This window comes from Streptomyces sp. NPDC002566, from assembly GCF_042889585.1.
Taxonomy (GTDB): Bacteria; Actinomycetota; Actinomycetes; order Streptomycetales; family Streptomycetaceae; genus Streptomyces.
Map to the genome: position 1 here is coordinate 1,053,876 of NZ_JBIARD010000002.1, position 23,842 is coordinate 1,077,717.

General features: G+C 71.3%; 21 protein-coding genes and 2 pseudogenes. 13 read left to right on the forward strand and 10 right to left on the reverse strand.

The window, feature by feature from the left end; translation table 11 throughout:
• The first annotated feature begins 85 nt into the window (after window positions 1-85).
• From ACFYXA_RS11670 to ACFYXA_RS11685, 4 genes are read left to right on the forward strand one after another with little or no spacing between them, the layout of a single operon-like run.
• A complete protein-coding gene (locus tag ACFYXA_RS11670) occupies window positions 86-622 on the forward strand; it encodes a DUF2617 family protein (protein WP_352253132.1) in 537 nt (178 codons plus the stop codon).
• Complete coding sequence (locus ACFYXA_RS11675; protein ID WP_352253130.1) at window positions 619-1,023, forward strand: DUF4247 domain-containing protein; 405 nt, start codon at window positions 619-621, stop codon at window positions 1,021-1,023. The genes ACFYXA_RS11670 and ACFYXA_RS11675 overlap by 4 nt, the downstream gene beginning before the upstream one ends.
• 55 nt (window positions 1,024-1,078) lie before the next feature.
• Window positions 1,079-1,516: a DUF350 domain-containing protein gene (locus tag ACFYXA_RS11680; protein ID WP_130439986.1), complete on the forward strand. Its 438-nt coding sequence runs from the start codon at window positions 1,079-1,081 to the stop codon at window positions 1,514-1,516.
• Window positions 1,517-1,526: 10 nt separating this feature from the next.
• On the forward strand, window positions 1,527-3,164 hold the full coding sequence (locus ACFYXA_RS11685; protein ID WP_352253128.1) for a polyamine aminopropyltransferase: 1,638 nt from the start codon (window positions 1,527-1,529) through the stop codon (window positions 3,162-3,164).
• 22 nt (window positions 3,165-3,186) lie between these two features.
• Here ACFYXA_RS11685 and ACFYXA_RS11690 read toward each other — a convergent pair whose 3' ends face one another.
• Window positions 3,187-3,633, reverse strand: coding sequence for a hypothetical protein (locus ACFYXA_RS11690; RefSeq protein ID WP_389031142.1), 447 nt, complete (start codon window positions 3,631-3,633; stop codon window positions 3,187-3,189).
• Window positions 3,634-3,760: 127 nt separating this feature from the next.
• Between ACFYXA_RS11690 and ACFYXA_RS11695 the strand changes: the two genes are divergently transcribed.
• Window positions 3,761-4,084, forward strand: coding sequence for a hypothetical protein (locus ACFYXA_RS11695; protein WP_389031145.1), 324 nt, complete (start codon window positions 3,761-3,763; stop codon window positions 4,082-4,084).
• 24 nt (window positions 4,085-4,108) lie between these two features.
• Here ACFYXA_RS11695 and ACFYXA_RS11700 read toward each other — a convergent pair whose 3' ends face one another.
• Window positions 4,109-4,849 carry an NIPSNAP family protein gene (locus ACFYXA_RS11700; RefSeq protein WP_389031148.1) on the reverse strand — a complete coding sequence of 247 codons (741 nt, stop codon included), beginning with the start codon at window positions 4,847-4,849 and terminating at the stop codon, window positions 4,109-4,111.
• A gap of 120 nt (window positions 4,850-4,969) precedes the next feature.
• Here ACFYXA_RS11700 and ACFYXA_RS11705 point away from each other — a divergent pair, with 120 nt between their 5' ends.
• The 6 genes from ACFYXA_RS11705 to ACFYXA_RS11730 all read left to right on the forward strand — a co-directional run bounded on the left by ACFYXA_RS11705 (window position 4,970) and on the right by ACFYXA_RS11730 (window position 12,234).
• Window positions 4,970-5,947 carry a helix-turn-helix transcriptional regulator gene (locus tag ACFYXA_RS11705; RefSeq protein WP_389031151.1) on the forward strand — a complete coding sequence of 326 codons (978 nt, stop codon included), beginning with the start codon at window positions 4,970-4,972 and terminating at the stop codon, window positions 5,945-5,947.
• 335 nt (window positions 5,948-6,282) lie between these two features.
• Window positions 6,283-8,709 carry a SpoIIE family protein phosphatase gene (locus tag ACFYXA_RS11710; RefSeq protein ID WP_352252697.1) on the forward strand — a complete coding sequence of 809 codons (2,427 nt, stop codon included), beginning with the start codon at window positions 6,283-6,285 and terminating at the stop codon, window positions 8,707-8,709.
• Window positions 8,710-8,780: 71 nt separating this feature from the next.
• Entirely contained in the window at window positions 8,781-9,041 is a 261-nt protein-coding gene (locus ACFYXA_RS11715) for a hypothetical protein (protein WP_389031155.1), read from the forward strand.
• A gap of 245 nt (window positions 9,042-9,286) precedes the next feature.
• A complete protein-coding gene (locus ACFYXA_RS11720; RefSeq protein ID WP_389031158.1) occupies window positions 9,287-10,462 on the forward strand; it encodes an NUDIX domain-containing protein in 1,176 nt (391 codons plus the stop codon).
• Window positions 10,463-10,693: 231 nt separating this feature from the next.
• Window positions 10,694-10,846 carry a hypothetical protein gene (locus ACFYXA_RS11725; RefSeq protein WP_389031161.1) on the forward strand — a complete coding sequence of 51 codons (153 nt, stop codon included), beginning with the start codon at window positions 10,694-10,696 and terminating at the stop codon, window positions 10,844-10,846.
• 152 nt (window positions 10,847-10,998) lie between these two features.
• Entirely contained in the window at window positions 10,999-12,234 is a 1,236-nt protein-coding gene (locus tag ACFYXA_RS11730) for a phosphodiester glycosidase family protein (RefSeq protein ID WP_389031164.1), read from the forward strand.
• Window positions 12,235-12,387: 153 nt separating this feature from the next.
• On the opposite strand, the pseudogene ACFYXA_RS11735 reads toward ACFYXA_RS11730, so the two are convergent.
• A pseudogene (locus ACFYXA_RS11735) lies at window positions 12,388-13,831 on the reverse strand (IS1380 family transposase).
• A gap of 153 nt (window positions 13,832-13,984) precedes the next feature.
• Entirely contained in the window at window positions 13,985-14,878 is an 894-nt protein-coding gene (locus ACFYXA_RS11740) for a LysR family transcriptional regulator (protein WP_389031168.1), read from the reverse strand.
• Between the two features lie 102 nt (window positions 14,879-14,980).
• Between ACFYXA_RS11740 and ACFYXA_RS11745 the strand changes: the two genes are divergently transcribed.
• On the forward strand, window positions 14,981-16,069 hold the full coding sequence (locus ACFYXA_RS11745; protein ID WP_352252689.1) for a zinc-binding alcohol dehydrogenase family protein: 1,089 nt from the start codon (window positions 14,981-14,983) through the stop codon (window positions 16,067-16,069).
• A 169-nt stretch (window positions 16,070-16,238) separates the two neighbouring features.
• Here the strand turns inward: ACFYXA_RS11745 and ACFYXA_RS11750 are convergent, their stop codons facing one another.
• Complete coding sequence (locus ACFYXA_RS11750) at window positions 16,239-17,366, reverse strand: amidohydrolase family protein (protein WP_389031172.1); 1,128 nt, start codon at window positions 17,364-17,366, stop codon at window positions 16,239-16,241.
• Window positions 17,367-17,832: 466 nt separating this feature from the next.
• Here ACFYXA_RS11750 and ACFYXA_RS11755 point away from each other — a divergent pair, with 466 nt between their 5' ends.
• A complete protein-coding gene (locus ACFYXA_RS11755) occupies window positions 17,833-18,333 on the forward strand; it encodes a hypothetical protein (protein ID WP_389031702.1) in 501 nt (166 codons plus the stop codon).
• Here the strand turns inward: ACFYXA_RS11755 and ACFYXA_RS11760 are convergent.
• From ACFYXA_RS11760 to ACFYXA_RS11780, 5 genes and pseudogenes are all read right to left on the reverse strand, one after another.
• Window positions 18,225-18,605, reverse strand: a complete 381-nt coding sequence (locus ACFYXA_RS11760) for an AQJ64_40280 family protein (protein WP_351368705.1) — start codon at window positions 18,603-18,605, stop codon at window positions 18,225-18,227. The genes ACFYXA_RS11755 and ACFYXA_RS11760 overlap by 109 nt on opposite strands.
• Before the next feature lie 429 nt (window positions 18,606-19,034).
• Entirely contained in the window at window positions 19,035-19,706 is a 672-nt protein-coding gene (locus tag ACFYXA_RS11765) for a response regulator transcription factor (RefSeq protein WP_352252679.1), read from the reverse strand.
• On the reverse strand, window positions 19,703-21,064 hold the full coding sequence (locus tag ACFYXA_RS11770; RefSeq protein WP_389031176.1) for a sensor histidine kinase: 1,362 nt from the start codon (window positions 21,062-21,064) through the stop codon (window positions 19,703-19,705). Before ACFYXA_RS11770 ends, ACFYXA_RS11765 begins: the two co-directional genes overlap by 4 nt.
• 110 nt (window positions 21,065-21,174) lie before the next feature.
• A complete protein-coding gene (locus ACFYXA_RS11775; protein ID WP_352252677.1) occupies window positions 21,175-23,295 on the reverse strand; it encodes an MMPL family transporter in 2,121 nt (706 codons plus the stop codon).
• Between the two features lie 258 nt (window positions 23,296-23,553).
• Window positions 23,554-23,800: pseudogene (locus ACFYXA_RS11780) on the reverse strand (TerB family tellurite resistance protein); the annotation flags it as partial.
• Window positions 23,801-23,842 lie beyond the last annotated feature (42 nt).

The window sequence follows — 23,842 nt, forward strand, 5'->3', positions numbered from 1 at the left end:
CCTCACCCTGGGTAGGAGCTCCCCGCGCCCCGTGTGCCATACTCGGCGCCGCTTGTCGCAAGATCCGACCGGGGGGCTTTTCGTAATGCATGCCGTTTCTCTGGATGCCCCCTACCTGGACACGGACGCGGATCAGCTCTGCTTCTCCCTGGACCTGCCCGAACGGCCCGCGCTCGCCGAACGCGAGGTGAGGGTGGGCGGACTCGACGTCCGGCTGCGCCTGCTCGGCGCCTCCCACCAGGTCTTCGCCGGCCCCGTACGCGAGACGGTGGCCTGCCTCCAGGGGGCCGACCGGGGCCTGCCGGACAGCCACACCCGCGAACTGCCGGGCTGGAGCTACGAGTTCAGCGCGCACACCGCCCGGCTCGGCCCCGAGGAGTTCAGCGCCCGGGTGGCCCGCGTCCTCGACCTGGTCGACGCCGACCCCAACAGCCTGTGCGGGGTCTTCCCCGGCTCACCGGAAGCGGTGACGGCGGTGGTCGTGGAGGCGGTCGGCACGGCCCCGGACAGCGCGCAGACGGGCGCGCGGGCGGCCAGCGGCGGGCTGCTCTGGCGCACCTGGCACACGTACCCGCAGCACGGCCAGATCGTATCGACGTACACCCGGCTGGAGGCCCGATGAGAAGCGCCCGACTCGTCCGCGCGGGGATGGCGGCCACGCTGTCCGCGGTCCTGCTGACCGCCTGCTCCTCCTCCGACGGACAGAACGGCGTCCCGCTCGGCTGGATCAAGAAGACGTACACCACCAGCGGAACGTCCTGGATCGCCCCCCACAGCGCGCCCGCCAAGGTCGCCGACGCCATCCACCGCAACCGCGCGGCGCTCGACCGCGCCTCGGGCGACCGCATGGAGTTCCTGCGCTACGGCGACGACATGGTCACCGTCTCCCCGTACCGCAGCGGCAGCCGCATCGAGATCGAGGACTACCGGGGCGGCTACCGGCGGCACAGTCGGTACCTCGGCCTCTGGCCCGACCCGAACAGCTCCAGCTTCCGGGGCGGCGGCCCCGGCGAAGGCAAGTGACACCCGCCCGGCCCCCCTCCCGCCCCACCGACGCGCTTCGAAGAAAGGCAACGCAGTGACCGAGATCCTCGAGTCGACCGGCCAGGCCCTGCTCTACGGAGTCGTGGGCCTCGCGGTGATGGCCGTCGGCTTCATCGCCCTCGACCTCGTCACGCCCGGCAAGCTCTTCCACGTCGTGTGGACGGACCGCAACCGGGGCGCGGCCGTCCTGCTGGGCAGCCAGTCCCTCGCCGTCGGCCTCGTCATCATGGAGGCCATCCAGGCCAGCGAGTCCGAGCAGGGAGTCGGCAGGGGTCTGCTGAGCACGCTCCTGTACGGGCTGGCCGGAGTGCTGGTGATGACGGTCGTCGGCATCGTGATCGGCCTGCTCACCCCCGGCCAGATGGGCGCCGTCGTCCTCGACGACCGTGAGGACCGCCCGCACCCCGCCGCCTGGGTCCAGGCCGGCATGTACCTCGGCACCGCCTTCATGGTCGGCGCGGCACTCTCCTAGGCAAGGCCCCATGACCGGCACCGCACCCACGTCCCCCACCGCCGCGGACCCCGCACAGGCCGCCGACGCCCCGCACGGTCCCGGCCCCGCCGGCCCCCCGGCCCCACGCCACACCCGCGGGGCGCGTTTCCTGCTGCTGTTCGCCGTCTTCCTCTGCGCGGCCTGCGGCCTGGTGTACGAGCTGGCGCTGACCGCGCTGGGCAGCTACCTCATCGGCAACTCCGTGCTGCAGACCTCCGTGGTCATCTCCGTGATGGTCTTCGCGATGGGCGTCGGCTCGCTCGCCGCCAAACCGCTGCGCCGCCGCCCGGTGGGGGCGTTCGCGCTGGTGGAGGGGCTGCTGGCGCTGGTCGGCGGACTGTCGGTGCTGGTGCTGTACGCGGCGTTCGCCTGGCTGCGGCTCTACACCCCGGCGATGGTCGTCGTCGCCCTGGTGGTCGGCCTGCTCATCGGGGCCGAGATCCCGCTGCTGATGACGCTGCTGCAGCGGATCCGCCGGCAGGAGGCGGGCAGCGCCGTCGCCGACATGTTCGCCGTGGACTACATCGGCGCGCTGGTCGGCGGACTGTGCTTCCCGCTGCTGCTCCTGCCGACGTTCGGGCAGCTCAAGGGCGCGCTGGTGGTGGGCGCGGTCAACGCGGTGGCCGGCGTCATCGTGGTGGTGTTCATCTTCCGCCGGCAGACCCGGCGGCGTGTGCGGATCGGTCTGCTCGCTTTCGTGACGGCGGTCCTGGGGGTGCTCGGCACGGCGTACGCGTTCGCGGACGACCTGGAGGTCACCGCGCGCCAGCAGATGTACCAGGACCCGATCGTGCACGCCGAGACCACCCCTTACCAGGAGATCGTCGTCACCCGCTCCACCTCCTTCACGGGCGCGGCGGACATGCGGCTCTTCCTCAACGGCGACCTCCAGTTCAGCTCCGTCGACGAGTACCGGTACCACGAGTCGCTCGTCCACCCCGCGCTGTCCGGCCCCCGGGGGGACGTCCTGATCCTGGGCGGCGGCGACGGGCTCGCCCTGCGCGAGGTGCTGCGCTACGACGACGTACGGCACGTCACCCTCGTCGAGCTGGACCCGGCGATGACCCGGCTGGCGCGGGACTTCCGGCCGCTGCGGGAACTGAACGGCGCTTCGCTGACCGACCCGCGCGTGAAGGTCGTCAACGCCGACGCCTTCAACTGGCTGCGGGACGCGCGCGGGACGTACGACGCGGTCGTCATCGACTTCCCGGACCCCGACACGGCAGCCCTGGCCAAGCTGTACTCGGTGGAGTTCTACCATCTGCTCGGCCAGGTCCTGACTCCGCGCAGCAGGGTGATGGTGCAGAGCGGTTCGCCGTTCTTCGCGCCGAAGACGTACTGGTCGATCGACAGGACCATCCAGGCGGCGGGCTACGCGACGACCCCGTTCCAGATCGACGTGCCGAGCTTCGGCAACTGGGGCTTCGTCCTGGCCGCCCCCCGCACCGCCGCTCCCCCGCCGCTGCGGCTCGCGCCGGACACTCCCCCGCTGCGCTACCTGGACGACGCGGTACTGAAGGCGGCCACCGTGTTCCCGCTGGACCGCCGCCGCCAGGACGTACGGCCGAGCACGCTGATGGACCCTGCGGTGCTGGAGTACGTGCAGAACGAGTGGGAGAACTACTGAGCCGTCGGCCGGGAAGGCCGGTTCAGGGGCCGGGCGTCCCGTCGTCGAGGTGCGTCGCCGGGGCCCCGCGCGCGGGCACGGCGACACGGCGGTACGCGGCCCGGGCGTGGCGGAAGCGGGCCAGCGCGGTGCCGAGGAGCGTGGCCGCGCACAGGCAGCCGAGCCAGAGGGCGTCGCGCTGTCCGGCCCAGGTGAGGGTGCCCAGCGGCGGGATCGCGAAGCCGTTGAGCAGCAGCCAGCACAGCAGTGCCGTGCCGGGGGCGGCGGTGAAGCGGGCGCAGCGTCCCAGCAGCGCCGCCAGCAGGCACAGCGCGGCCAGCGCGGGCCCGGGGCGGCCCGGCCCGAGCAGCGCGTAGTGGACGGCCAGCAGGACCACCGCGCCCCCGGAGGCCGTCGCCCACACCAGCGGCGTGGCGACGGGCTGGGGCACAGGCCTGGCTCCCACCCTCATCGGCACCCAGTCGACCATCTCCCCTCCTCCTTCCGCTCCCCGGATTCTCCCACCCGCCGCCTTCCGCCCGGCTTCCTCCAACCGGTCAAAAACCAGAGGCAGTTCGAGTCGGGCGAGATCGCGGTCCGAGAAGCGGCTGCGCTCCATGGTCGACCGGCACGGCGTCCACGTCGTCACCCCGGCCGCGCTCAACCCGGACGCGTCCGCCGCCCTGCTGGAGACGCTGGCCCGGCACAGGCCGCCGGTGCGCAAGGCGCTCCGTGAGATCGCCCGGCATCCCCGGGCCGGCGCTCCGGCGCTGCTCGTCTGCCTGACGGACCGGCGGGCCCGGCCCCTGGCCGCCGCGCATCCCGCGCTCCCGCCGCACGTCGTCACTAAGTTGCTCTCCGACCCCGACGAGTCGGTGGCTGAGGCGGCGGCCGCCAATCCGGCGCTGCCGCTCACCGTGATGCTGGCGCTGATCCCCTGATGCGGCCGGGCATGGGTGGACGGGTCAGGAGATCAGCGAGCGGCTCGTGGGGGACAGCAGGAGCAACTGGGGCGGTGCCGTCTGCTCGCGCTCGATGCCGGGCAGGATCTCGTCCCGGGTGCGGGGGTGGGCGTGGACCGCGGTGAGGTGGCGGCGGTGCGCGTCCGCATCGGGGTAGGAGGCGATGACCACGACGACGTTCTCCCCGGTGCGCACCGGCAGCCTGGGGAAGGTGTTCGGCGATGTCTCGCTGGTCAGGGCGGCGACAGGCGCGGGCCCCGTCTCCCGGAGCGCGGGGAGGAGTCCGTCACGGACCAGTTCGACGCCGGCCTGCCGTGCGGGAGGGAAGGAATAGACGGTGGCGGTCACGAGCCGGGCGGGGGCGGGAGCACCGGGCCGGGGGCGCTGGGAGGGGTGGACCTCGATGCCGCTCCCGGCCGTCAGGGGCCGCAGCAGGAGGACGTCGTCGGAGTCGACCATGGTGGCGTTCGCCCGCGGACCGTGCTCGGCCCACACGGGTCCGTCGTAGAAGTCCGTCAGTGCGCGTCGGCGCGCCGCCATGTCGGGGAAGCCGCGCAGCCAGACGAAACGGTCGGGATCGCCGAGATCCCTGAACTGTCCGAGCACGGTCATCCCGGTCTCTTCCTGGGTCTCGACGAACTCACGGTCGAACAGCTCGATGAGCTCGTCGCGTCGGCCGGGACGCAGGGTGTACTGACGCAGCTCCAACACGGCGGGGCTGACGACGAGGGGGGTCGGTGGCACGGGGGCTCCTGTTCGGTGCTCGGCTCCGGGCGCGGGTCGCGGGTCGTTCGACGGCGACCGGGTCGACGCTAGGACGGCTGTGTGCCAGGTGCTGTCAGGGTTTCCGAGGAGAATGCCGGCATGTCTGCCGCTCGCCTGCTGTCCCTGCTGCTCCTGCTGCAGTCCCGGAGCCGTATGTCCGCGCGGGGGATCGCCGACGAGCTGGGGGTGTCGGTGCGGACCGCCTATCGGGACCTGGCGCGGCTGCAGGACGCCGGGGTGCCGGTGTACGCGCTGCCGGGCCGCGGGGGCGGCTACCAGCTGCTCGACGGCTATCGCACCCGCCTCACCGGGATGAGCGAGGGCGAGGCGCGGGCGCTGTTCTTCGCCGGGCTGCCCGGCCCCGCCGCCGACCTGGGGCTGACGGCGGAGGTGACGGCGGCACGCCTGAAGCTGCTGGCCGCGTTGCCGGCGGAACTGCGCGAGGAGGCGACGCGGACCGCGGCGGTGTTCCACCTGGACGCTCCCGGCTGGTACCGGGAGCCCGAGGAGACGCCGCATCTCCCCCTGCTGGTGGACGCTGTGCTCACCCGGCGCGCGGTGGACGTGCGCTACCGCCGCTGGCGCGCCCCTCAGGAGGTGACCCGCCGCCTCCTGCCCTACGGCCTGGTCCTGAAGTCGGGCGTCTGGTACCTCGTCGCCGCCGGCGGGAGCGGGACCGCGACCTACCGGGTCGCCCAAATCCTCGACGCGGCGCCGGGCGACGAGCGGTTCGACCGGCCGGAGGGCTTCGACCTCGGCGCGTACTGGGCCTCCTACCTGGACGAGTTCCGCACCCGCCGGTACACCGGCACAGCCACCGTCCGCCTGTCCCGGCAGGGGCGCCGACGCCTGCCCGACAACGTCCCCGCGGAGGTGGTGGCGGCGGTCGAGGCCACCGCGACCCCCGAGGGCGACGACGGGTGGATCGAGGCGGTCATCCCGACCGAGAGCACCGAGCACGCGTGCGGCGAGCTGCTGCGGCTCGGCGTCGACGTCGAGGTCCTCGCACCCCCGGAACTGCGCGAGGCCATGGCGGCCACGGTCCAGGTGCTCTCCCGGGCCTACGGACCGGGGTGACCAAGTGGCCTTGTGGCGCTGACTTCCGTGCGCGGCTCTGGCCCGGCCGCGCGGCGCGTGACATGCTGGCGCGGTCGCTTCCACGGCGTCGCCGGGGCGCCCGAGGCCGTCGGCCGAACCAGCGGGAGTAAGAGGCGGTGCAGGCGGCAGCCGCACGCGTGGCGCACGATCGGCGTCCTGAGCAGTCCCCGTTGGAACCCGGCACCTTCCCTCCGGATGCCCGCACCTTCCCTCCAGAACGCCAAAATTGGCATGATCACGTAATCATAATCTTTTGGTTTTATAATGAGTGCCCCATGTGTCGGTTATCGTCCGCTGAGGGCAGGATGGGCGCGATGACGCGATCCGGAACCACCGGGAACGGGCCTGCGGCGCCTCCGGCGCAGGCAGACGGCGGCACGACCACCGCGAGAGCGGTCGTGGACGCGTTCGGTGTGGTGACCGGATGGAGCGAGGGCGCGCAGCGACTGGTGGGGTACCGGGCCTCGGAGGTCACGGGGCGGCCGGCGACGGTGCTGCTCGCCGACGGCCTCACCGGTCCGGCGCTGAGTTCCATCGTGGGCACGAGCCGCTGGAACGGCACGGTGAACCTGCGGCACCGCGACGGCCACCTGCTGGCGGTCAGCCTGCTCGCCCACCGCCGTGAAAGCGGCCCCGCCGCGAGCCATGAGTGGCTCATCGTCGCGCCGATGCCCCCCTCCCGTCCCGAGTTCGACGAGGAGCACCTGCTCGCGTGGTCCATGGTCCACTCCCCGTGCACCATGGCGCTCTACGACACCGGGCTGCACCTGCTGCGGGCCAACGCCGGCATGGAACGCGTACTGGGCCTGACGGAGGCCGAGATCCGGGGGCTGCGCGTCTCGGAGATCGTCCTGGACCCGGAGAGCGAGCGCACCGAGCGCCTGATGCGCCGGGTCGTCGAGACCGGCGAGCAGCAGCACCTGCGGGCCGCCCTGCGACTGGCCGGCGACCGGCACGAGAGCGCGTGGTCGGTGTCGCTCGCGCCGGTGCGGGACGGGAACGGCACGGTGCGGGGCGTCCTGCTGTCCGCGCACAACACCACCGAGGAGCACCTGGCCAGACAGCGGCTCGCCCTGGTCGCCGAGGCCGGGGTGCGCATCGGCACCACCCTGGACCTGACCCGCACCGCCCAGGAGCTCGCCGACGTCGCCGTGGGACAGCTGGCGGACTTCGTCACCGTGGACCTGCTGCCCGACATCGACGACGACCAGGAGCTGCGCGCGGAGTCGCTGCCCAGTCCGGTGCTGCTGCGCCGCGTGGCCAACCAGTCGGTGCTGCCCGGCTGCCCCGAGGCGGTGGTGCCGCTGGGCGCGGTGGCCGTCTACCCGTCCACCTCGCCGGCCGCCGAGTGCCTGGCCTCGGGAGAGGCCGCCATGCACCAGGTGACCGTGGCGGGCATGGCGAAGTGGGCGTCCGAGGCGCCGGAACGGGCGGAGAAGATGCGCCGGTTCGGCTTCCACTCGGTGCTGGCGGTGCCCATGCGCGCGCGGGGCATCACGCTCGGCGTGGCGACGTTCTCCCGGCACCGGCACCCGGACCCCTTCGAACAGGACGACCTGCTGCTCTGCCACGAGATCACCGCCCGGGCCGCGCTCAGCATCGACAACGCCCGCCGCTACTCACGGGAGCGGGCCACGGCCCTGACCCTGCAGAGCAGCCTGCTGCCTCAGCGCCTCCCGCGGCAGCTCGCCGTCGAGGTCGCCACCCGCTATCTGCCGGCCAGCGCGCAGACCGGTGTGGGCGGCGACTGGTTCGACGTCATCCCGCTGTCCGGGGCGCGGGTGGGGCTCGTCGTCGGCGACGTCGTGGGGCACGGCATCCAGGCCTCCGCCGCGATGGGCCGGCTGCGCACCGCCGTACGCACCCTGGCCGACGTCGACCTGCCGCCCGACGAGCTCCTGACCCACCTCGACGACCTCGTCAACCGGCTGTCCGCCGAGAACGACGACCCGACCGGCAGCGCCGCCGACATCGGAGCCACCTGCCTGTACGCCGTGTACGACCCGGTCAGCCGGCACTGCTGCATGGCGCGGGCCGGACACCCGGCGCCGGCGCTGCTCACCCCCGGCAGACCTCCGGAACTGCTGGACCTGCCGGCCGGGCCGCCGCTCGGGCTCGGCGGTCTGCCGTTCGAGGCCACCGAGTTCGAACTGCCCGAGGACAGTCTGCTCGCGCTCTACACCGACGGGCTGGTGGAGGCCCGGGGCCGGGACATCGACGAGGGCGTCGACATCATGCTGAAGGTGCTGGGCCGGGCGACCTCCTCCTTGGAGAACACCTGCGACACGCTGCTGCGGGCCCTGCTCCCGGACAAGCCCGACGACGACGTGGCGCTGCTGCTGGCGCGTACGCACGCCCTGGACTCCCGTCATGTGGCCGCCTGGGACGTGGCCCCGGAGCCGGAGGCGGTGGCCGAGACCCGCAGCCGCGCCACCCGGCAGCTGCACGAATGGGGCCTCGAGGAAGCCTCGTTCGTCACCGAGCTGGTCGTGAGCGAACTGGTCACCAACGCCATCCGGTACGGCGAGCCGCCCATCGAGCTGCGACTGATCCTGGACCGCAGTCTGATCTGCGAGGTCTCCGACGCGAGCAACACCGCACCGCATCTGCGCCGGGCCCGTGACTACGACGAGGGCGGCCGGGGCCTGCTCCTGGTCGCCCAGCTGTGCAGCAGCTGGGGCGCCCGGCACACCTACCGGGGCAAGACGATCTGGGCGGAGCAGTCGCTGTCGACGGGCTGACTCCCACTCGGTGGGCCCTTCGGGCACGGTGGGCACTGCGGACTGACAGGTACACAGAGGGAACGCAGGGCGTGCGCGGAGGGTCAACCGCGGCGCGGGACAGCCGGACGTCGCAGGACGCCATCAACCCGCACAACCTCGTCAACGCGCTGGGGTCGCTGCGCAACGCGCCGCGCTGCATCGAGACGCCCGCCGGCCGTGAGACCCTCGGCCGCAACATCGTGCGGATCATCCAGGCCACGGCGGAGACCGCCCGCTTCGCCACCCTCCAGGCGCTGCTCGGCTACCTCGGGTACATGGAGCTGTACTCCGGATCCCGCCCCCGCCCCTGACGGGACCGGGGCACCCCGCCGGCGGGGTCACTCACGCGCGGACTCCGTGCCGCGGGAGACGAGGGTGACCTGGGCGGCGCCCGTCCGCTGCACGTGAGGCCGTCGGCGAGGTGGAGGTCGGTGCGGGCCGGTCCGGTCGTTCCACCACGGCTCCTCCACGGGTCGTACCTGCGCGCGGCGAGTACCCCGCCCCGCGGGTGGCAAGAATCCCCGCACCGTCCGCTGTCCGTCCCAGGAGGCCGCCCATGCCGCACGTCCCCACACCGGACGACCCGGAGGCCGCCAACGCGGCCTGCTGGCAGGCTTACGCCACGCATCACCTGCGGCGCGGCACGGTCGTCGAGGAGGTCGAGCGGATCGACTGGGGGTTCCCCGGCGCGGGGCCCGACGACGCGTTCCTCGGGGAGCTGAAGGGGCGGCGGGTGCTCGACCTGGGCTGTGGGACGGCCCGGCACGCGGCCCACTTGGTGCGCTCGTACGGCGCCGAGGTGGACGCCGTGGACTCCGCGCCCGGCCAGATCGAACGCGCCCGGGCCCGCTACGCCTCCCTCTCCGGTCTTCGTCTGGTGCACGCGGACGCGGTGACCCACCTGCGCACCGCCGAGCCGTACGACGTCGTCTACGCCGTGGGCGCGGTGCCGTTCGCCGACCCGCGCCGGCTGCTGCCCGCGCTGGCGACGGCGCTGAAGCCCGGCGGGACGCTGTGCTTCTCCGCGCTGCACACGAACTCGCACGGCGACGGTCCGTCCTCCGAGCTCGTTCCCCGGCCGGAGACGCTGCACTTCGCGGGCGGCGGCAAGACGACGGGCTACATGTGGGTGCCGACCGAGGAGCGGTGGCGGGAGCTGCTCACCGGTCACGGCCTGGACGTGGAAGAGGTCGTGACGGTGAGGTCGCCGGACCCCGGGAATCGCGCCGAGTACCGCGTCTTCCGGGCGCGGCGGCCGGTGCGCGTGTCCTCCCGGCCGCGCTCGGCGCAACCGCCCGCCGCGCACGCCGCCCTGGGGGTGGGCGTCGTCGTGCACGGCCCGCGCGGGCTGCTCCTCGGCCGGCACCGCCGGGGCACCTGGGAGCTGCCCGGCGGCACGGTGGAGCCCGGGGAGTCGCTCCAGGAGACGGCGGTGCGGGAGCTGGAGGAGGAAACCGGGCTGCGGGTGGACGCGGCGGACGTGCGGTTGCTGGGAACCCTCCTCGACCACAGCGAGGGCGTCGTCCGCATGACCGTCGCGGCCGTCGTCACCGCCTGGCACGGCGAGCCCGCCGACCAGCCGGGCGAGCGCGTCGGCGACTGGCGCTGGTATCCCCTGGACCGGCTGCCGCCCGCGCTGTTCGTGTGCAGCGCCCAGGCCCTCACCGCCTGGCGTCCCGACCTGCCGATCGATCACGCACCGGCCCACTTCACGCCGTACGCGCCTCGGTGATGCGTGACAGGCGACGCCGCTCGCGTGTTCACATGCGGCGAACCTCGCCCCGCCGCGCCCCCTCTCCCTCAGGCCGCGTGTCCCGTCCGACATGGCCGGCTGCGCGGCCTCGCTCGCGCTGGTGCACGAGCACAGCGGCTACTCGGTCGACCGGCCTGACTGTCCCGAGGCGTCGCTGACGCCGCCCGCGTTCCTCGCCGCGAGGAGGTCCGCTCCCGCGGTCTGCAGCCCGTGTCGGAGGTGATCGCCACCGACCCGGCGGCCGCCTTCTACAAGCGTCTCGGCTGGGAAGCCCAGGGCGAGGTGGAGGAGTTGTGGCCGTCGGACCAGCGCGTCCGGCTCCGCTGCCACGCGGCCCCCGCCCACGGCGACCGGCTCGTCTAGCACGTCCTCGGCTCCGGTGCGGGTCGGGTCGAGGGGAAAGCACTCGGATCCGTGTCTTTTCTCATCCCTTCTCGTGGTGCCCGCGCCGATGGGCCCGGGTGGGGCCCGCGACCCGTGTGAGAGTTGCCGCTCGCACGAGTTCTGGGGGATGTGTGACACGTACTCAGAAGGCCTCGCGGGCGCGCCGGATGCGGCGGATCCTGCTGACGGCGCTCGCCGCGCTGGCCGGCGCGGCCCTGACGGGGGCGGCGTCCGCGGGCGCCGCGACCGGGGCGGGCACCGCCGTCGCGCCGGGGGTGGTGTACCGCCAGTACGACCTGCGGGCGACGGCCGGGCTCACCCATGTGCACGTCGTGAGCGTCGATCTGACGCACGCCCGGGTGCGCCTCGGGCTGCTGCACCCGGGGAAGGTGGCGGCGCGCGCTCCCCTGTCCCGGCTGGCCGCGGCGCGCAAAGCCGTCGCCGGCGTCAACGGCGACTTCTTCGACATCAGCGAGGCCCAGCATCCGGGCGTCGCCGCGACCGGCGCGAGCGTGGGCCCGGCGATCGCGGACGGCAGGGCGCTCAAGGGCGCGGTGCCCACGGCGCAGCGCTTCGGCCCCGAACTGCCGCCGGGCACGGACACCGACGCCGTGTTCGGCGTGGGCTCCGACGGCCGGGCCCACATCGACGCGCTGACGCTGAGGGGATCGTTCACGGTCGACGGCCGGCGGCAGCCGCTGGGCGGGCTGAACCAGTACGCGCTGCCGGAGAACTCCGTCGGCGCGTACACGCCGGACTGGGGCGGCGTCTCCCGCAAGCGCGCCACCTGCGGCTCGGACGCCGACCGGGCCGCGGCGTGCGGGACGCGGACCTACGAGGTGACGGTGAAGGCGGGCAGGGTGGTGTCGGCCTCGGCCGCGCCGGGCGCCGGGCCCGTCGCGGCGGGCAGCACGGTGCTGCTGGGCCGGGAAGCGGGCGCCCGGCGGCTGCGCGGGCTGGTCCTGGGCCGGTCGGTCGCGGTGCGGTACGCCCTCGCCTCGCTGTCGGGCCGCGCCTACCGTTTCGCGGTCGGCGGCTATCCGGTGCTGTCCGGCGGACGCCCGCTGCCCGGTCTGGACACACGGACCTCTGCCGTGCGCACCGCCGTCGGCATCGCGGACGGCGGGCGGCGGGTGCTGCTGTTGGCGACCGACGGCGCGCCCCGGTACCGCACGGGCCTGACGATCGCGGAGGTCGCAGAGGAGCTGCGGAACCTCGGGGCGACGGGGGGCTTCAGCCTGGACGGCGGAGGCTCGACGACCCTGGTCGCCCGCGCGCCGGGCTCCGCCTGGGCAACGGTGCGCAACCACCCCTCGGGCGGGACGGAACGCCCGGTGCCGAACGGCATCGGGGTGTTCCTCCCCTAGCCTCCGCGTTTCGGTTGGGAGTGATCAGCCGAGCTGATCGCGGCGAACCGTGGTTGTTGGCCGCTTGCCGTCGGGCGGGCATGGCTGAGGCCCGACGCTCGGGTCGGGTGCTCCAGTTCCTCGGGTCGTGGGTGGGCGGGGGCGGCGTGCCGGTCAGGTCGCTGGCCGTGGCAGGGTGGCGAGGCGGGCGAACGCTCTGACGAGCTCGTCTCGCCAGGGACAGGTAGCGGAGATCCGCAGGTAAAGGCGGCGGCCGCCGCGGGTGATGCGGGCGGTTGCGTGCAGCAGCCGGTAGCGGAGCTTCTTCGGCTCGGCGGAGGCCAATTCGCCATCCAGTAGCAGAACTTGGGTCCAGGCGAGTAGGTCGACGGCGGTCAGAGCCAGCTCCAGCCAGGCAGCATTGATGGCGAAGTGGCGGAGGGGAAGCGGCCGAGACCGGTGTTCTTGCCGCAGCGGATGCGGTCCTCGACGCGGGCGTGCGCACGGTGGCGGACCTCCAGATGCTGCAGGGAGCCTTCGCCGTGGGGGGTGTCGGTGAGGAAGACCTGGTGGCGCATGCCCTCGTCGAGATCGAACAAGGACAACTGGGCGCCGGGATGTGGGCGCTCGCGCCGGACGATGATCCGGGTGCCGTCCGGGTGGTCGGCCAGGTCCACCGTTCCGGTCAGTTCTGCCACTTCGGCGCCGGTGCGCAGGGTGCCGTCCTGCTCCAGCGCGGGGTGCCACAGGTGGTCGGGCAGGGCACGGATTGTGCGGCGGCTTGGTTCGGTGACGGCGTATCCGACGGAGAAGAAGGTGTGGATTCCCCGCTCGCGCAGTGCTCGGACGTGGGTGAGGAAGACTTTCGCGCCTCCGGCGCTGTCGGCGCGGATGAGGATGTCGGTGCCGTGGCGGTGGGCCTCGGGGATCTGGGCCAAGGCAGCGTCCAGGACTGCGATGTGGTCGGCGGCCGTGTTGGCGCCGGCATTGCCCGGCCGCAGTAGCCGGCCAGGGCTTCGCCTGTGTTGTCCAGGAAGCACAGCAGCGGGTGGTAGCCGTAGCCGCGTTTGTAGGTCGGCGCTGCCTGTTCCTTCTCCGAGTGGCAGGTGACGAGGGTGGCGTCGAGGTCTAGGACCAGGCTCGGCAGGTCGCGGCCACCGGCGCGGGCTGAGGGTATGCCCCCGGTGGTCTCGGCGGCCTGGAGCCAGGCGATCTCCCGGGCGACGGCTCTCGCCGAGCGCAGGCGAGTGAGTGCGGCCGGACCGATGTCCGCGAGTAGGCGCCAGGCGGTCGCAGTGGAGGCGACCGGGCCGAAAACCTCTATCTGGTCCCGCAGCAGGGCCAGGTCCGCTATTGCTTCGCCACCGTCGGCGAGCATCACCGCCAGATCGACCGCGATCCGCCCGGGGTCGTGCCCGGTACCGCGCGGTCGCAGCCTGCGCAGCCCGTCCGTGAACACGCCGGTCAGGCCGATGCCATCGGCGAGATCGGCCAGCAGGCGGGATCCAACATGGCTGACCACCCCGCGGCCGTCGGCCGAGACGACAAGCTTGGGACGCGACCCGGTAGTTTGCACGCAGAAGTGCCTTCTCGCTGTGGTGACAGAAGCCCTGGACAAACCTCATCATCCCAGCTCAGGAGGCACTTTCGCGTTTCCGATCAAGATCCGGACGCCACCGCAAGTGAAACGCGGAGGCTCATGCCGAGGTACACGTGATGGTGCGCGCCCTCGCCGGGCTACGGCACCGAATCTGACGGCCCGCGGCACGTATCAGGTGGTCGAGACAATTGCTCGGGTGACGGCCGTGATCGCCGGGGTGGGGCGGCCGGGGAGCCGCGCCACGAGAACCCGGCGGATCTCGGGAGGTGCGCCTTCGACGTGCAGCAGGCTCACCCCGGGCGGCAGCACCGGCGAGAACCGCGAGGGCACCGTTGTCACCCCGAAGCCACCGGCGACCAGCTGAAGCTTCGTCAGCCAGTCGCGCGCGCAGTGGACGATGTCCGGCCGTCCGGGCAGGCCAGGCCAGACGCCGAGCAGTGGCTCGGCATTCGACACCGGGGCGGCAATCCACGGGACGTCGATCAATTCGTCGACGTGCACCGCGGTGCGGCCGGCGAACTCTCCGGTCGAAGGCACCGCCACGACAAGTTCGGTGTCCATAACGGTCTCGACGTGCAGGCGCGGCGACTCGCCGTCCAAAGGCCGGTGGGGCGGGCGGGACGTCAGCACGGCAAGGTCGATCGAGCCCGCGCGCAGTGCCCGGACCAGGGAGGGCGTGGTGCCCTCGGTAGTCGTGACCGTGATCTGCGGGTGGGTCGCCGCGAGGCGGGTGAGTGAGAGAGGCAGGATGGCCGCGCCCGCGCTCAGAAACAGTCCGAGCCGCACCAGTTCGGTACGCGAGACGGTGCCGGTGAGGTCGCGCTCGGCCGCCGACAGACAGTCCAGGATCGCGCGAGCGTGGCGCAACAGAGTCAGACCCGCGGGGGTGAGCCGCACTCCGTCAGGGCGGCGTTCGAACAGGGCGGTGCCCGCGCTTCGTTCGAGGGCGGCGGCCTGGCGTGAGACCGCCGACTGTGTGTAGCCGAGCCGGGTGGCTGCTGCGGTGAAGCTGCCGGACTCGGCGATCTGCCGCAGGACCCGTAGGCCTGTGCTGGAGATGTCCATGCGAGATACGCATACCACAGATGCCTGATCGTCGCTTCCCGCATGCCCGCCGAGTTCCTAGTGTCGATCCCGACGAACACGGAGGAACACGGAGGTCATCACGTGCGAGCAGCAGTTCTGACGCAGTTCGGTACCCCGCTCACGGTGCGGGAGGTCCCCGACCCCGAGGCCGGCGGCGGCGAGGTGGTGGTCGAGGTCCTCGCCGCCAGCGTGGCGCCCTACGCGGCTGAGGTCTTCGGCGGCGAGCGGAACTACCCCCTGGTCCCTCCCGTCGTGCCCGGTGTCGGCGGCGTGGGACGGGTCGTCCACGTGGGCCCCGACGCCACCCGGCTGCGCCCCGGCGACCTGGTGTGGTGCGACTCGACGGTGCGCTCGCGGGACGACGCCCTGACGCCCGACATCACGCTCCAGGGCTGGAGCTCGCGCGGCGAGGGCGGCGCGCGGCTCGCCCGGTACCTGCACGACGGTTCGTTCGCCGAGCTCATGCGAGTCCCGACGGAGAACGTCTTCCCGCTCCCCGCAGCGGCGGGGGACGACCCGGCCCGCTGGGCCGCGCTCGGCGTGCACGTCATCCCTTACGGCGGGCTGCTGGCCGGCGGGCTCGCAGCCGGTGAGACACTGCTCGTCAACGGGGCCACCGGCAACCTCGGCAGCAGTGCGGTTGCGGTGGCACTTGCCATGGGGGCGGGCCGCGTGGTCGCCCCAGGCCGCAACCAGGCCGCGCTCGACCTCCTCGCCGATCGGTTCGGTCCGCTCGTGCGCCCGGTTCCGCTCACCGGGGACGAGGCCGGCGACCGCGCGGCGATGTCCGCGGCGGCCGACGGCCCGATCGACATGGTGATCGACCTGCTACCGCCGAGCGCACCCAGCTCGGCAGCGCGCACGGCAGCCATGACCGTGCGCGAATACGGCCGCGTCGTCCTCATGGGCGGCGTCGGCATGCTCGGCGGCGACGACCTCGCCCTCCCGTACCCATGGATCATGCGCAACTCGATCACCGTGCGCGGCCAGTGGATGTACCCGCGTACAGCGAACGTCGGCATCATCCGGCTCCTCGCCTCGGGCACCCTGGACCTCGCCACCGAACGGGTCCGGTCGTTCGGCCTCAACGCCGTCAACGAGGCCGTCACGTACGCCGCCTCACATGGTGGCCCATTCGACCGCACCACCCTCACCCCACCGGCTCACTGACAAGACCGACTGATCCCCACATGTCGCCGCCACGTCCCCGCCCTCACGAGCGCAGGCCGCCATGCTGCTACTTCTCGCGAACAACCATGAGCCTCAAGATCACCAACTGCTGCCCGAACGGACGAAGATTCGCGCAAAGCATTCTTTCACTCCGGCCGCCGCTGGCGTATCACTTCACGGACACTTTCATCCTGAACAGTTTCTCCGCATTTCGGAACGCAATCTTTTCCTTGTCTTCGCGTGGCAAATCGACTCCGCGGAACCAGTCGGTCTGCTCCTTTATGTCCGCGAACGGGTAGTCGGTTGCGAACATCACTCGATCCACACTTATGTACTTCAGCAGGAGCTCGAGCAGTTCGGTCTGGGGGAATGCGCTGGTTGTGACCCAGAAGTTGTCCTGGAAGTATTGCGCGATGGGCTTCTCGAGCGATTCTTTGGTCGGCTCGCCCATGTCATTGACGATCCGCTCGTAGTAGAAGGGAAGACCTTCGCCCATGTGGCCGATGATGATTTTCAGTTTGGGGAACCTGTCGAAAACCCCGTACGTGATCATCCGAATGCATTGGGTCAGCACCTCCTGGTGCCAGCCATATCCAGACCCACTAAAAATGTAGTCTTGGAACTCTTCCGTGTATTTAGACCGTGTGGTGCTGTAGTAGATCTTGAAGACCTCGTCAGCTGGATAGCCGGGATGCAGGTAGATCGGCACATCGAGAGCAACGGCACGTGCCAGCACAGGCTCGAAATCGGGATGATCGAGATACTTCTTCGTGATGTGTCCGTTGGTCAGTGCGCCCAAGAAGCCATCTTCCCGAACCGAGCGTTCCAGTTCGTCCGCCGCCGCCTCCGGGCTCTGCAAGGGCAAGGTGGCGAAAGCCTTGAAGCGACCCGGATATTTGGCGATTGGCCCGTCTACAAGTTGCCGGTTAAGACGATAGGCAAGGTCGATGCCCCTCTGCCCAGGGACATTTTGTACGGAGGGTGTATGAGCAGAGAGGATTTGAACGTTGAGTTCCCCCTTATCCATATCGCCGATGCGGCGTTGGCCTAGATCCGAAAGACCAATTTCCTCAAGGAACGCTATGTGATCCTGATTGATGGAGTTCAGCTTCAATAACGTGGGAGTCGAAAAGGTCTCCTCCGTGCCGATGAAGGGCAGGTCCTGGTCCCGCCGTGAAATGTCCGAAGTCTTGTCCGAAGTCTCGTTCTCGCTCACTTCCGAGGCAATGGCGTGCGTGGACAAGCCGGCACCAACGCCAAGTGCCGTGCTGGCGGCGAGAAAGCTGCGGCGTCCCATGGGCTTCATGTCAGTCCCTCTCTTCAGGCGTTTGTGTGGTGAGGTATCCGTACGGCATCCGTCTGCGAGATGCTTCAGGGGGTCTTCGCGTCCTGCTCGCGCACCGCGGCAGCGCTCAGGTCGAGGAACCGCTCGCCGGTGCGCAGCGGCTGTGGTGGAGCTGACGACCGCCCGCGTGCGCGCTGTGCGGGCCGGCCGCGGCGGGCCCCGCACTGTTGTCGGCGTGTGACCCCGCATGCGGCGACAGGGAACGCCGTCGCCAGCGCCCTGGTGGCCACCCCGAACCTCCGCAGTGGACTATCAGGTTTCTGCATGGCCTCAACGCTAGGCCCGATTCCGTTCTGTTTCGTCATACTGCGGTCGTCATCCCTCGGGAGACAGGCGGTACGACGTTACTCCGACGGGAGTACTCTCCGGAGCGCCGGTCGAGGGCCTTCGGGGTCAGGGCCTGCTGGGCGACTGGCACATCCCGGCGAAGTCGTCACTGTTTCGGGCCCGGCAGCGGCTCGGCCCGGAGCCGCTGCGAGTGCTGTTCACCACGACCGCGAAACCGATGGGCACCGAGGCCACTCCGGGGGCGTTCTGGCGGGGGCTGCGGCTACTGGCGGTGGACGGGACCTGCTGGGATGTTGCCGACAGTCCCGCCAACGAGGCCGCCTTCGGCCGCCCCGACAACGCCCGCGGCCACGACAAGAGTTCCCTTCCCCAAGTGCGGATGGCCTGCCTGATCGAGGTGGGCACGCACCTCGTGCTGGACGCCGAGCTGGCCGGCTGCCGCACCGGGGAAGTCACCCTGGTGGGCCGCCTGCCACTCCTGCGACGCCGGTCAACTGGTCCTGGCCGACCGCGGGATGTGTGTCAGGTGCCAGGGCGAGCACGCCACGCTTCCTGGAGCGCCGGCTGCACGTCTTCCCCGAGAACGAGGTGTGTCGTCCTGCCCGGCAGGGTGGGCAGCTCAGCCCAATGAGTCACCGTGTCATCGTCGGCAAGACCGTAGGACAGACGGACATATCCGTCAGAGTCGACGAAGCAGTCCCTGTGTTCCGTTCCGTCCTCACTGAAGTGCCGAGTCGTGAAGTACATCGGCCTTACCAGCCAGAACGCCTCCTTCACCGGGTTCTCGGACTCGGCGCTGTCAGCTGGGTACCGGCCCGTGACCGCCGCTGCCACCGGTACACCGTCCTGCGGTAGCCTTTCACGTGCGTCGATCCAGGTCGTCTGGGTGTTCAGATTCGCCATCCCTCTCCTCAGTCAAGCGTTCGGATGCCTGTTTTTCGCCCATGCGCCCGCACATCGGCAAGACCGTTGTACCGATCTCGGCATCCGGTAGGACTGCCCGGCGCTTGCGCAGGTTGAGTGAGCCGGGACGAACGCGGACCGAACACTTCCGACTTTCTGCCCTCCCTCTCGGATCGCGGCAGATCACCAGCCGACACCGCGACCTCATTTGCAACGATCAGTAAGAACTCCGGCCAGGGCTTCGCCGGTGTTGTCCACGGAGCACAGCAGCGGGTGGTAGCCGAAGCCGCGCTTGTAGGTCGCCGCTGCCTGCTCCTTTTCGGGTGGGAGGTGACCAGGGTGCAATGCCCGTGCAACCACAGGGACTTGAGGGACCGTACAACCGACCCTCGGAACGCAACCTGAACCCGCCCCGAAGTCGGTCCGAACTCAGACAGTCCCAGGTATCACAAGCCCCGACTCGTACGCCACGATCACCAGTTGCACCCGGTCCCGCGCCCCCAACTTGCCCATGATCCGGCTGACATGGGTCTTCGCGGTCAGCGGGCTGAGTCCCAACGCGTCGGCGATCTCGGGGTTGTTGAGACCGCGTGCGACCAGCGCGAGCACCTGCCGTTCCCGGTCGGACAGCTCGCTCGGCCCGCCCACCGCGGATGGCGTCCCGGTGTTCGGCGCGCGCAGAAAGCGGGCGATCAGCCGCGAGGTGGGGCCGGGCGAGAGGAGGGATTCCCCCGCGGCCACCGTCCGGATGGCGTCGAGGAGTTCGGCCGGCCTGATGTCCTTCACGAGGAAGCCGGACGCCCCGGCCCGCAGTGCCTCGACGATGTTCTCGTCGGTCTCGTACGTCGTCAGGACGAGCACCTTCACCCCCGCGAGATCCTCGTCGGCGGCGATGAGCCGGGTCGCCTCGATCCCGTCGAGGTCGGGCATGCGGATGTCCATCACGATGAGATCGGCCCGCGCCGACCGGGCCAGCGCCACGGCCTCCCGGCCGGTGCCCGCCTCGCCGACGACCTCCATGTCGCCTGCCGACGAGACGAGCATCGCGAAGGAGGCCCGTACGAGGTTCTGGTCGTCGGCCAGCAGTACGCGGATGGTCATCGAACCTCGTCCTCCCGGGACAGCGGCAGTGTGGCGGTCACCTCGAAGCCCTCGGCGGGCCCCGGGCCGGCGTCCAGTGTGCCGCCCACGCTTCGGGCCCGCTCCCGCATTCCGATGAGCCCGAACCCCGGCGTGCCGTCGGACGGGCCCGCTCCGCCGCCCGGGCCGTCGTCCCCGCCCGTCCCGTCGTCCCTGACACTCACCCGCAGTGCGCCGTCCGCGGTCCACAGACCCACTCGCACGGTGAGGTCCTCGCGGCCGCCGTGACGTACGGCGTTGGTGAGCGCCTCCTGCACGATCCGGTACGCGGCGGCGCCCACGGAGGGCGGGATGTCGTCCGCGCGGACGGACAGTTCGACCTTGGCCCCGGCCACCCGGCCGCTCTCCGCGAGATCGGCCAGTCCGTCGATCCCGGGCAGCGGCCCCCGCATGTCCTCGGCCCCGGAAACAGAACCGGACACGGAACCGGGCCCCGGATCCGCGCCCACTCCCACGACCGTGTCCTGCGCCCGCAGCACCTCCAGCGTCGTACGCAGTTCCCCCCGGGCGGTCCGACAGGTCCCCGCGATGTCATCCAGTGCCTGGGCGACGGCCTTGCGGTCGAGGCGCTCGGGGTCGGCGGTGAGGACGTGGGCCGCCACGGACGTCTGCACGCCGATGAGCGTGATGCTGTGGGCGAGCAGGTCGTGCAGGTCACGGGCCATCCGCAGCCGTTCCTCGGCGACACGGCGCCTGGCCTCCTCCTCCCGGGTGCGCTCCGCCCGTTCGGCCCGCTCGACGATGGAGGCGACGTACAAGCGGTAGTAGCGGACGGCGATACCGATGAACAGGACCGCGATGATCCAGCCGGAGATCTCCAGGGCATCCAGCGCCCCGTCCGAGTTGGTGAGGCCGTTGCTGATCAGTGTCGGGACGAGGACGGCGACACCGGTGAGCAGCGTGCGGCGTACGGTGCCGGTCGCCGCCACGGTGTAGAGCGCCAGGACGATCGCGGGGGCGGGCAGGGCAGGGTTGTAGTCGAAGGCGTAGTACGGAGCCATGCAGGCCACCACCCCGAGCAGGGCCACCAACGGACTGCGCCGCCGCCATACGAGGGGCACGTGCCCGGCGAGCAGCAGCATCCAGCTGAGATGGTCGGGCCGGGTCCCTTCGCCGCCCGTCAGGGTGATGGCTAGGGCGAGCACGGCGACGCCCAGCGCGAGGACCGCGTCATTGCGGGTGCGGTGCGGTGCGGTCAGCGGTTCGCGGTTGATGGCGGACATGATGCGCTCGACGCGACGGGACCGTCCGCCGCCACCGGCCGCCGTCTCCGCCGCCGACCGGTCGCGTACCTCTGTGGTCGTTCCCCGTTCTTCCACGGCTCCATCTTCCGGTACTCGTGCGGGAACCTGGGCGCCCCTACGGAAGGAGAGGCACCCGGGCGGGCCCGCGGACCAGCGTGCTGGATCAGAGCGTTCGATCAGCGTGCTCAGGGTGCGCCGACGGTTTCCGCCTGCCGCGGCGGCTCGGTCGGTCCGGCCGGCCCGGTCCGTTCGGCCGGCCCGGTCTGCCGTGAGAGCACGCCCGGCCACCACACCTTCCGGCCCAGGGCGACGCTGGCACTGGTCACCAGATACGTCCGTACGAGGAAGGTGTCGAGCAGGACGCCGACGGCGATCACGAAGCCGAGCTGGACCAGCTGCACCAGGCCCATGTTCGTCAGCACGGCGAAGGTCGCGGCGAGGACGAGTCCGGCGGAGGCGATGACGCCGCCGGTGGTGCGCAGTGCGGTGAGTGCCGCCGTGGCCGGTTCCGCTCCCGCCAGGGACTCCTCCCTCATCCGGTGCATGAGGAAGATGCCGTAGTCGACGCCGAGGGCGACAAGGAACACGAAGGACAGCAGTCCGAGCCCCGGATCGGTGCCCCCCAGGCCGAGGAGCGGTTCGAAGACCAGTCCGCCGATCCCGAGGGAGGCGCCCCACACCGCGACGACCGCGACCACCAGGAGCAGCGGTGCGACCAGACTCCGCAGCAGCCCGATCAGGATGAGCATCACAAAGACGAGGACGAGCGGTACGACGATCTTCGTGTCCCGGGCGTTGGTGACCTCCAGGTCGATCTGCTGGGCGCTGTCCCCGCCGACGTAGGAGCCCTTCAGTTCGTTCCGCAGGGACTTGATGGTGGCGGTCTCCTCCGCCGACTGGGGTGCGCTCTTCGCGAAGACGGCGATCTCGGTCCAGCCGTCTCCCGTACGCCCCTTCTCCGCGCTGCCCACGCCTGGTGTGCCGCGGACGGTCGCGAGGGTCTCGTCGGCGCGCCCCTGCGGGGTGATCACGTCGATGGGCTGGCTGCCGCTGTCGGGAAAGGCCTTGGCGAGGGCCTCCATCGCGACGACGGACTCCGGCTTCTTGACGAAGGAGTCCTCCTGCTTGAGCGCTCCCGGCAGGTTGAACGAGCCGAGGGCGAGGGCGCCGAGCAGTACGGCACCGCTCGCGAGTACGGTCAGCGGCCTGCGTCCGGCAGAGCTGCCCATCGCCGAGAACAGACTGCGCCGCTGCCTGGGCGTGCTCCCGAAGGCGGGCACGAGCGGCCAGAACACCCGCCGTCCGGCCAGCACGAGGACGGCGGGGAGCAGGGTCATCATCGCGATCAGCGCGCACATCACACCGACGGCGCCGAGCGGGCCCATGCCCTTGCTGCTGTTGAGGTCGGCGGCGAGCAGGCACAGCAGTCCGGCGGCGACGGTGCCGGAGGAGGCGAGCACGGCGGGCCCGCAGCCGCGCAGGGCGGCGACCATGGCCTCGTACGGTCGCTCGATGCGCCGCAGCTCCTCCCGGTAGCGCGAGACGAGCAGCAGCGCGTAGTCCGTGCCCGCCCCGAACACGAGGATCGTCATCACGCCCGAACTCTGCCCCGAGACGGGGGTGCCGAACGCCTGATTGAGGCCGTAGGAGACACCCATCGACATGAAGTCGGCGATCCCGGCGACGACGAGGGGCACGAGCCACAGCACGGGGCTGCGGTAGATCAGGATCAGCAGTATGGCGACGACGGCGACGGTGGTGTAGAGCAGCGGTCCGCCGAGCGAGTCGTAGACCGCGCCGGAGTCGGTGGACAGCGCGCCAGTGCCGCCCACATCGACGCTCAGCCCGCCTTCGTCCTGGGCGACTTTGCGAACGTCGGTTACGAGCTTGTCCTGCTGCTCCTCGTCCGCCCCGGGCTCGTTGCTGGTGACCGGGTACATCAGGGTCGTGCCGTCCTTGGACGGAATCCCCTCGGGAGTACCGCCGATCAGCTTGTGCTGCCGGCTGATCTCCGCGACCTGCCCGGCCGCGGTCTCCCGGTCGGCGGCGCTGAGCCCGCCGTCCCGGTGGTAGACGAGCAACATCTCGGTGGCCTCGCCACCGGGCAACTTCTCCTCGATCTTCGCTACTTGCGTCGAGTCCGCACTCGCCGGCAGGTAGTCGGTGACCTTGTCGTGCTGCACGCTGCCGAGCTTCGCCGCGAACGGCCCAACGAGCGCGATCACGGCAATCCACAGCCCGAGCATTGCCCATGGAACGGCTCGCCCGCGCCCCGTCCTCGTCGTGGTTGTCTCTCCAGCCCTCATCGACCGATCTCCCTCCGGGTGACGTCTGCTTCGGTCCCCAGACTTCCGGTGAGAACCACGGCTTTCGTCGGGCGGGAGGGCGAGGTGACGCGTACTGCCGGGGGTGACGGCGGCTGCGGATTACTCCCTCGGGAGTAAGCGGCGGACGGCACGCCGCCCCGGAAGGGACGCGGGGAACCGCGCGACCAGCCCTCACCGACCCGCAGCAGAATCAGCCCCCCGCCGGGAGGGCGCGAGGGGCCCGGGCCCACCCGGGGCTCACGACGGCGTCCGCGCCGCCGTGAGCAATCGCGTCACATCATCCGCACAAATCGTCAGCGCAGCGCCCACTGCAGCGAGGGTCTCCCGTTCGGCAGGCGTGTACGGCCCGTCGGCGAGAGCGATACGAGCGCCCTGGAGAAGGATGGCCTCCCGGCCGGCGGGGGGCCAGATGGGGCGCCAGCGGCTCCAGGGCCTCGTGGAGCTCTATGGCCAGCCTGGGCCCGCAGGGTTCGCCTAAGATCCGGCGCCATGCGGTGAGGGTGGAGGCGACCGGACCGTATACCTC

What these genes read in the sequence shown, in the direction of transcription:
- ACFYXA_RS11670 (WP_352253132.1), top strand. Translation starts at nt 86, where the DNA reads ATGCATGCCGTTTCTCTGGATGCCCCCTACCTGGACACGGACGCGGAT.
- ACFYXA_RS11675 (WP_352253130.1), top strand. Translation starts at nt 619, where the DNA reads ATGAGAAGCGCCCGACTCGTCCGCGCGGGGATGGCGGCCACGCTGTCC.
- ACFYXA_RS11685 (WP_352253128.1), top strand. Translation starts at nt 1,527, where the DNA reads ATGACCGGCACCGCACCCACGTCCCCCACCGCCGCGGACCCCGCACAG.
- ACFYXA_RS11690 (WP_389031142.1), bottom strand. Translation starts at nt 3,633, where the DNA reads ATGGTCGACTGGGTGCCGATGAGGGTGGGAGCCAGGCCTGTGCCCCAG.
- ACFYXA_RS11695 (WP_389031145.1), top strand. Translation starts at nt 3,761, where the DNA reads ATGGTCGACCGGCACGGCGTCCACGTCGTCACCCCGGCCGCGCTCAAC.
- ACFYXA_RS11705 (WP_389031151.1), top strand. Translation starts at nt 4,970, where the DNA reads ATGTCTGCCGCTCGCCTGCTGTCCCTGCTGCTCCTGCTGCAGTCCCGG.
- ACFYXA_RS11710 (WP_352252697.1), top strand. Translation starts at nt 6,283, where the DNA reads ATGACGCGATCCGGAACCACCGGGAACGGGCCTGCGGCGCCTCCGGCG.
- ACFYXA_RS11720 (WP_389031158.1), top strand. Translation starts at nt 9,287, where the DNA reads ATGCCGCACGTCCCCACACCGGACGACCCGGAGGCCGCCAACGCGGCC.
- ACFYXA_RS11740 (WP_389031168.1), bottom strand. Translation starts at nt 14,878, where the DNA reads ATGGACATCTCCAGCACAGGCCTACGGGTCCTGCGGCAGATCGCCGAG.
- ACFYXA_RS11750 (WP_389031172.1), bottom strand. Translation starts at nt 17,366, where the DNA reads ATGGGACGCCGCAGCTTTCTCGCCGCCAGCACGGCACTTGGCGTTGGT.
- ACFYXA_RS11760 (WP_351368705.1), bottom strand. Translation starts at nt 18,605, where the DNA reads ATGGCGAATCTGAACACCCAGACGACCTGGATCGACGCACGTGAAAGG.
- ACFYXA_RS11765 (WP_352252679.1), bottom strand. Translation starts at nt 19,706, where the DNA reads ATGACCATCCGCGTACTGCTGGCCGACGACCAGAACCTCGTACGGGCC.
- ACFYXA_RS11775 (WP_352252677.1), bottom strand. Translation starts at nt 23,295, where the DNA reads ATGAGGGCTGGAGAGACAACCACGACGAGGACGGGGCGCGGGCGAGCC.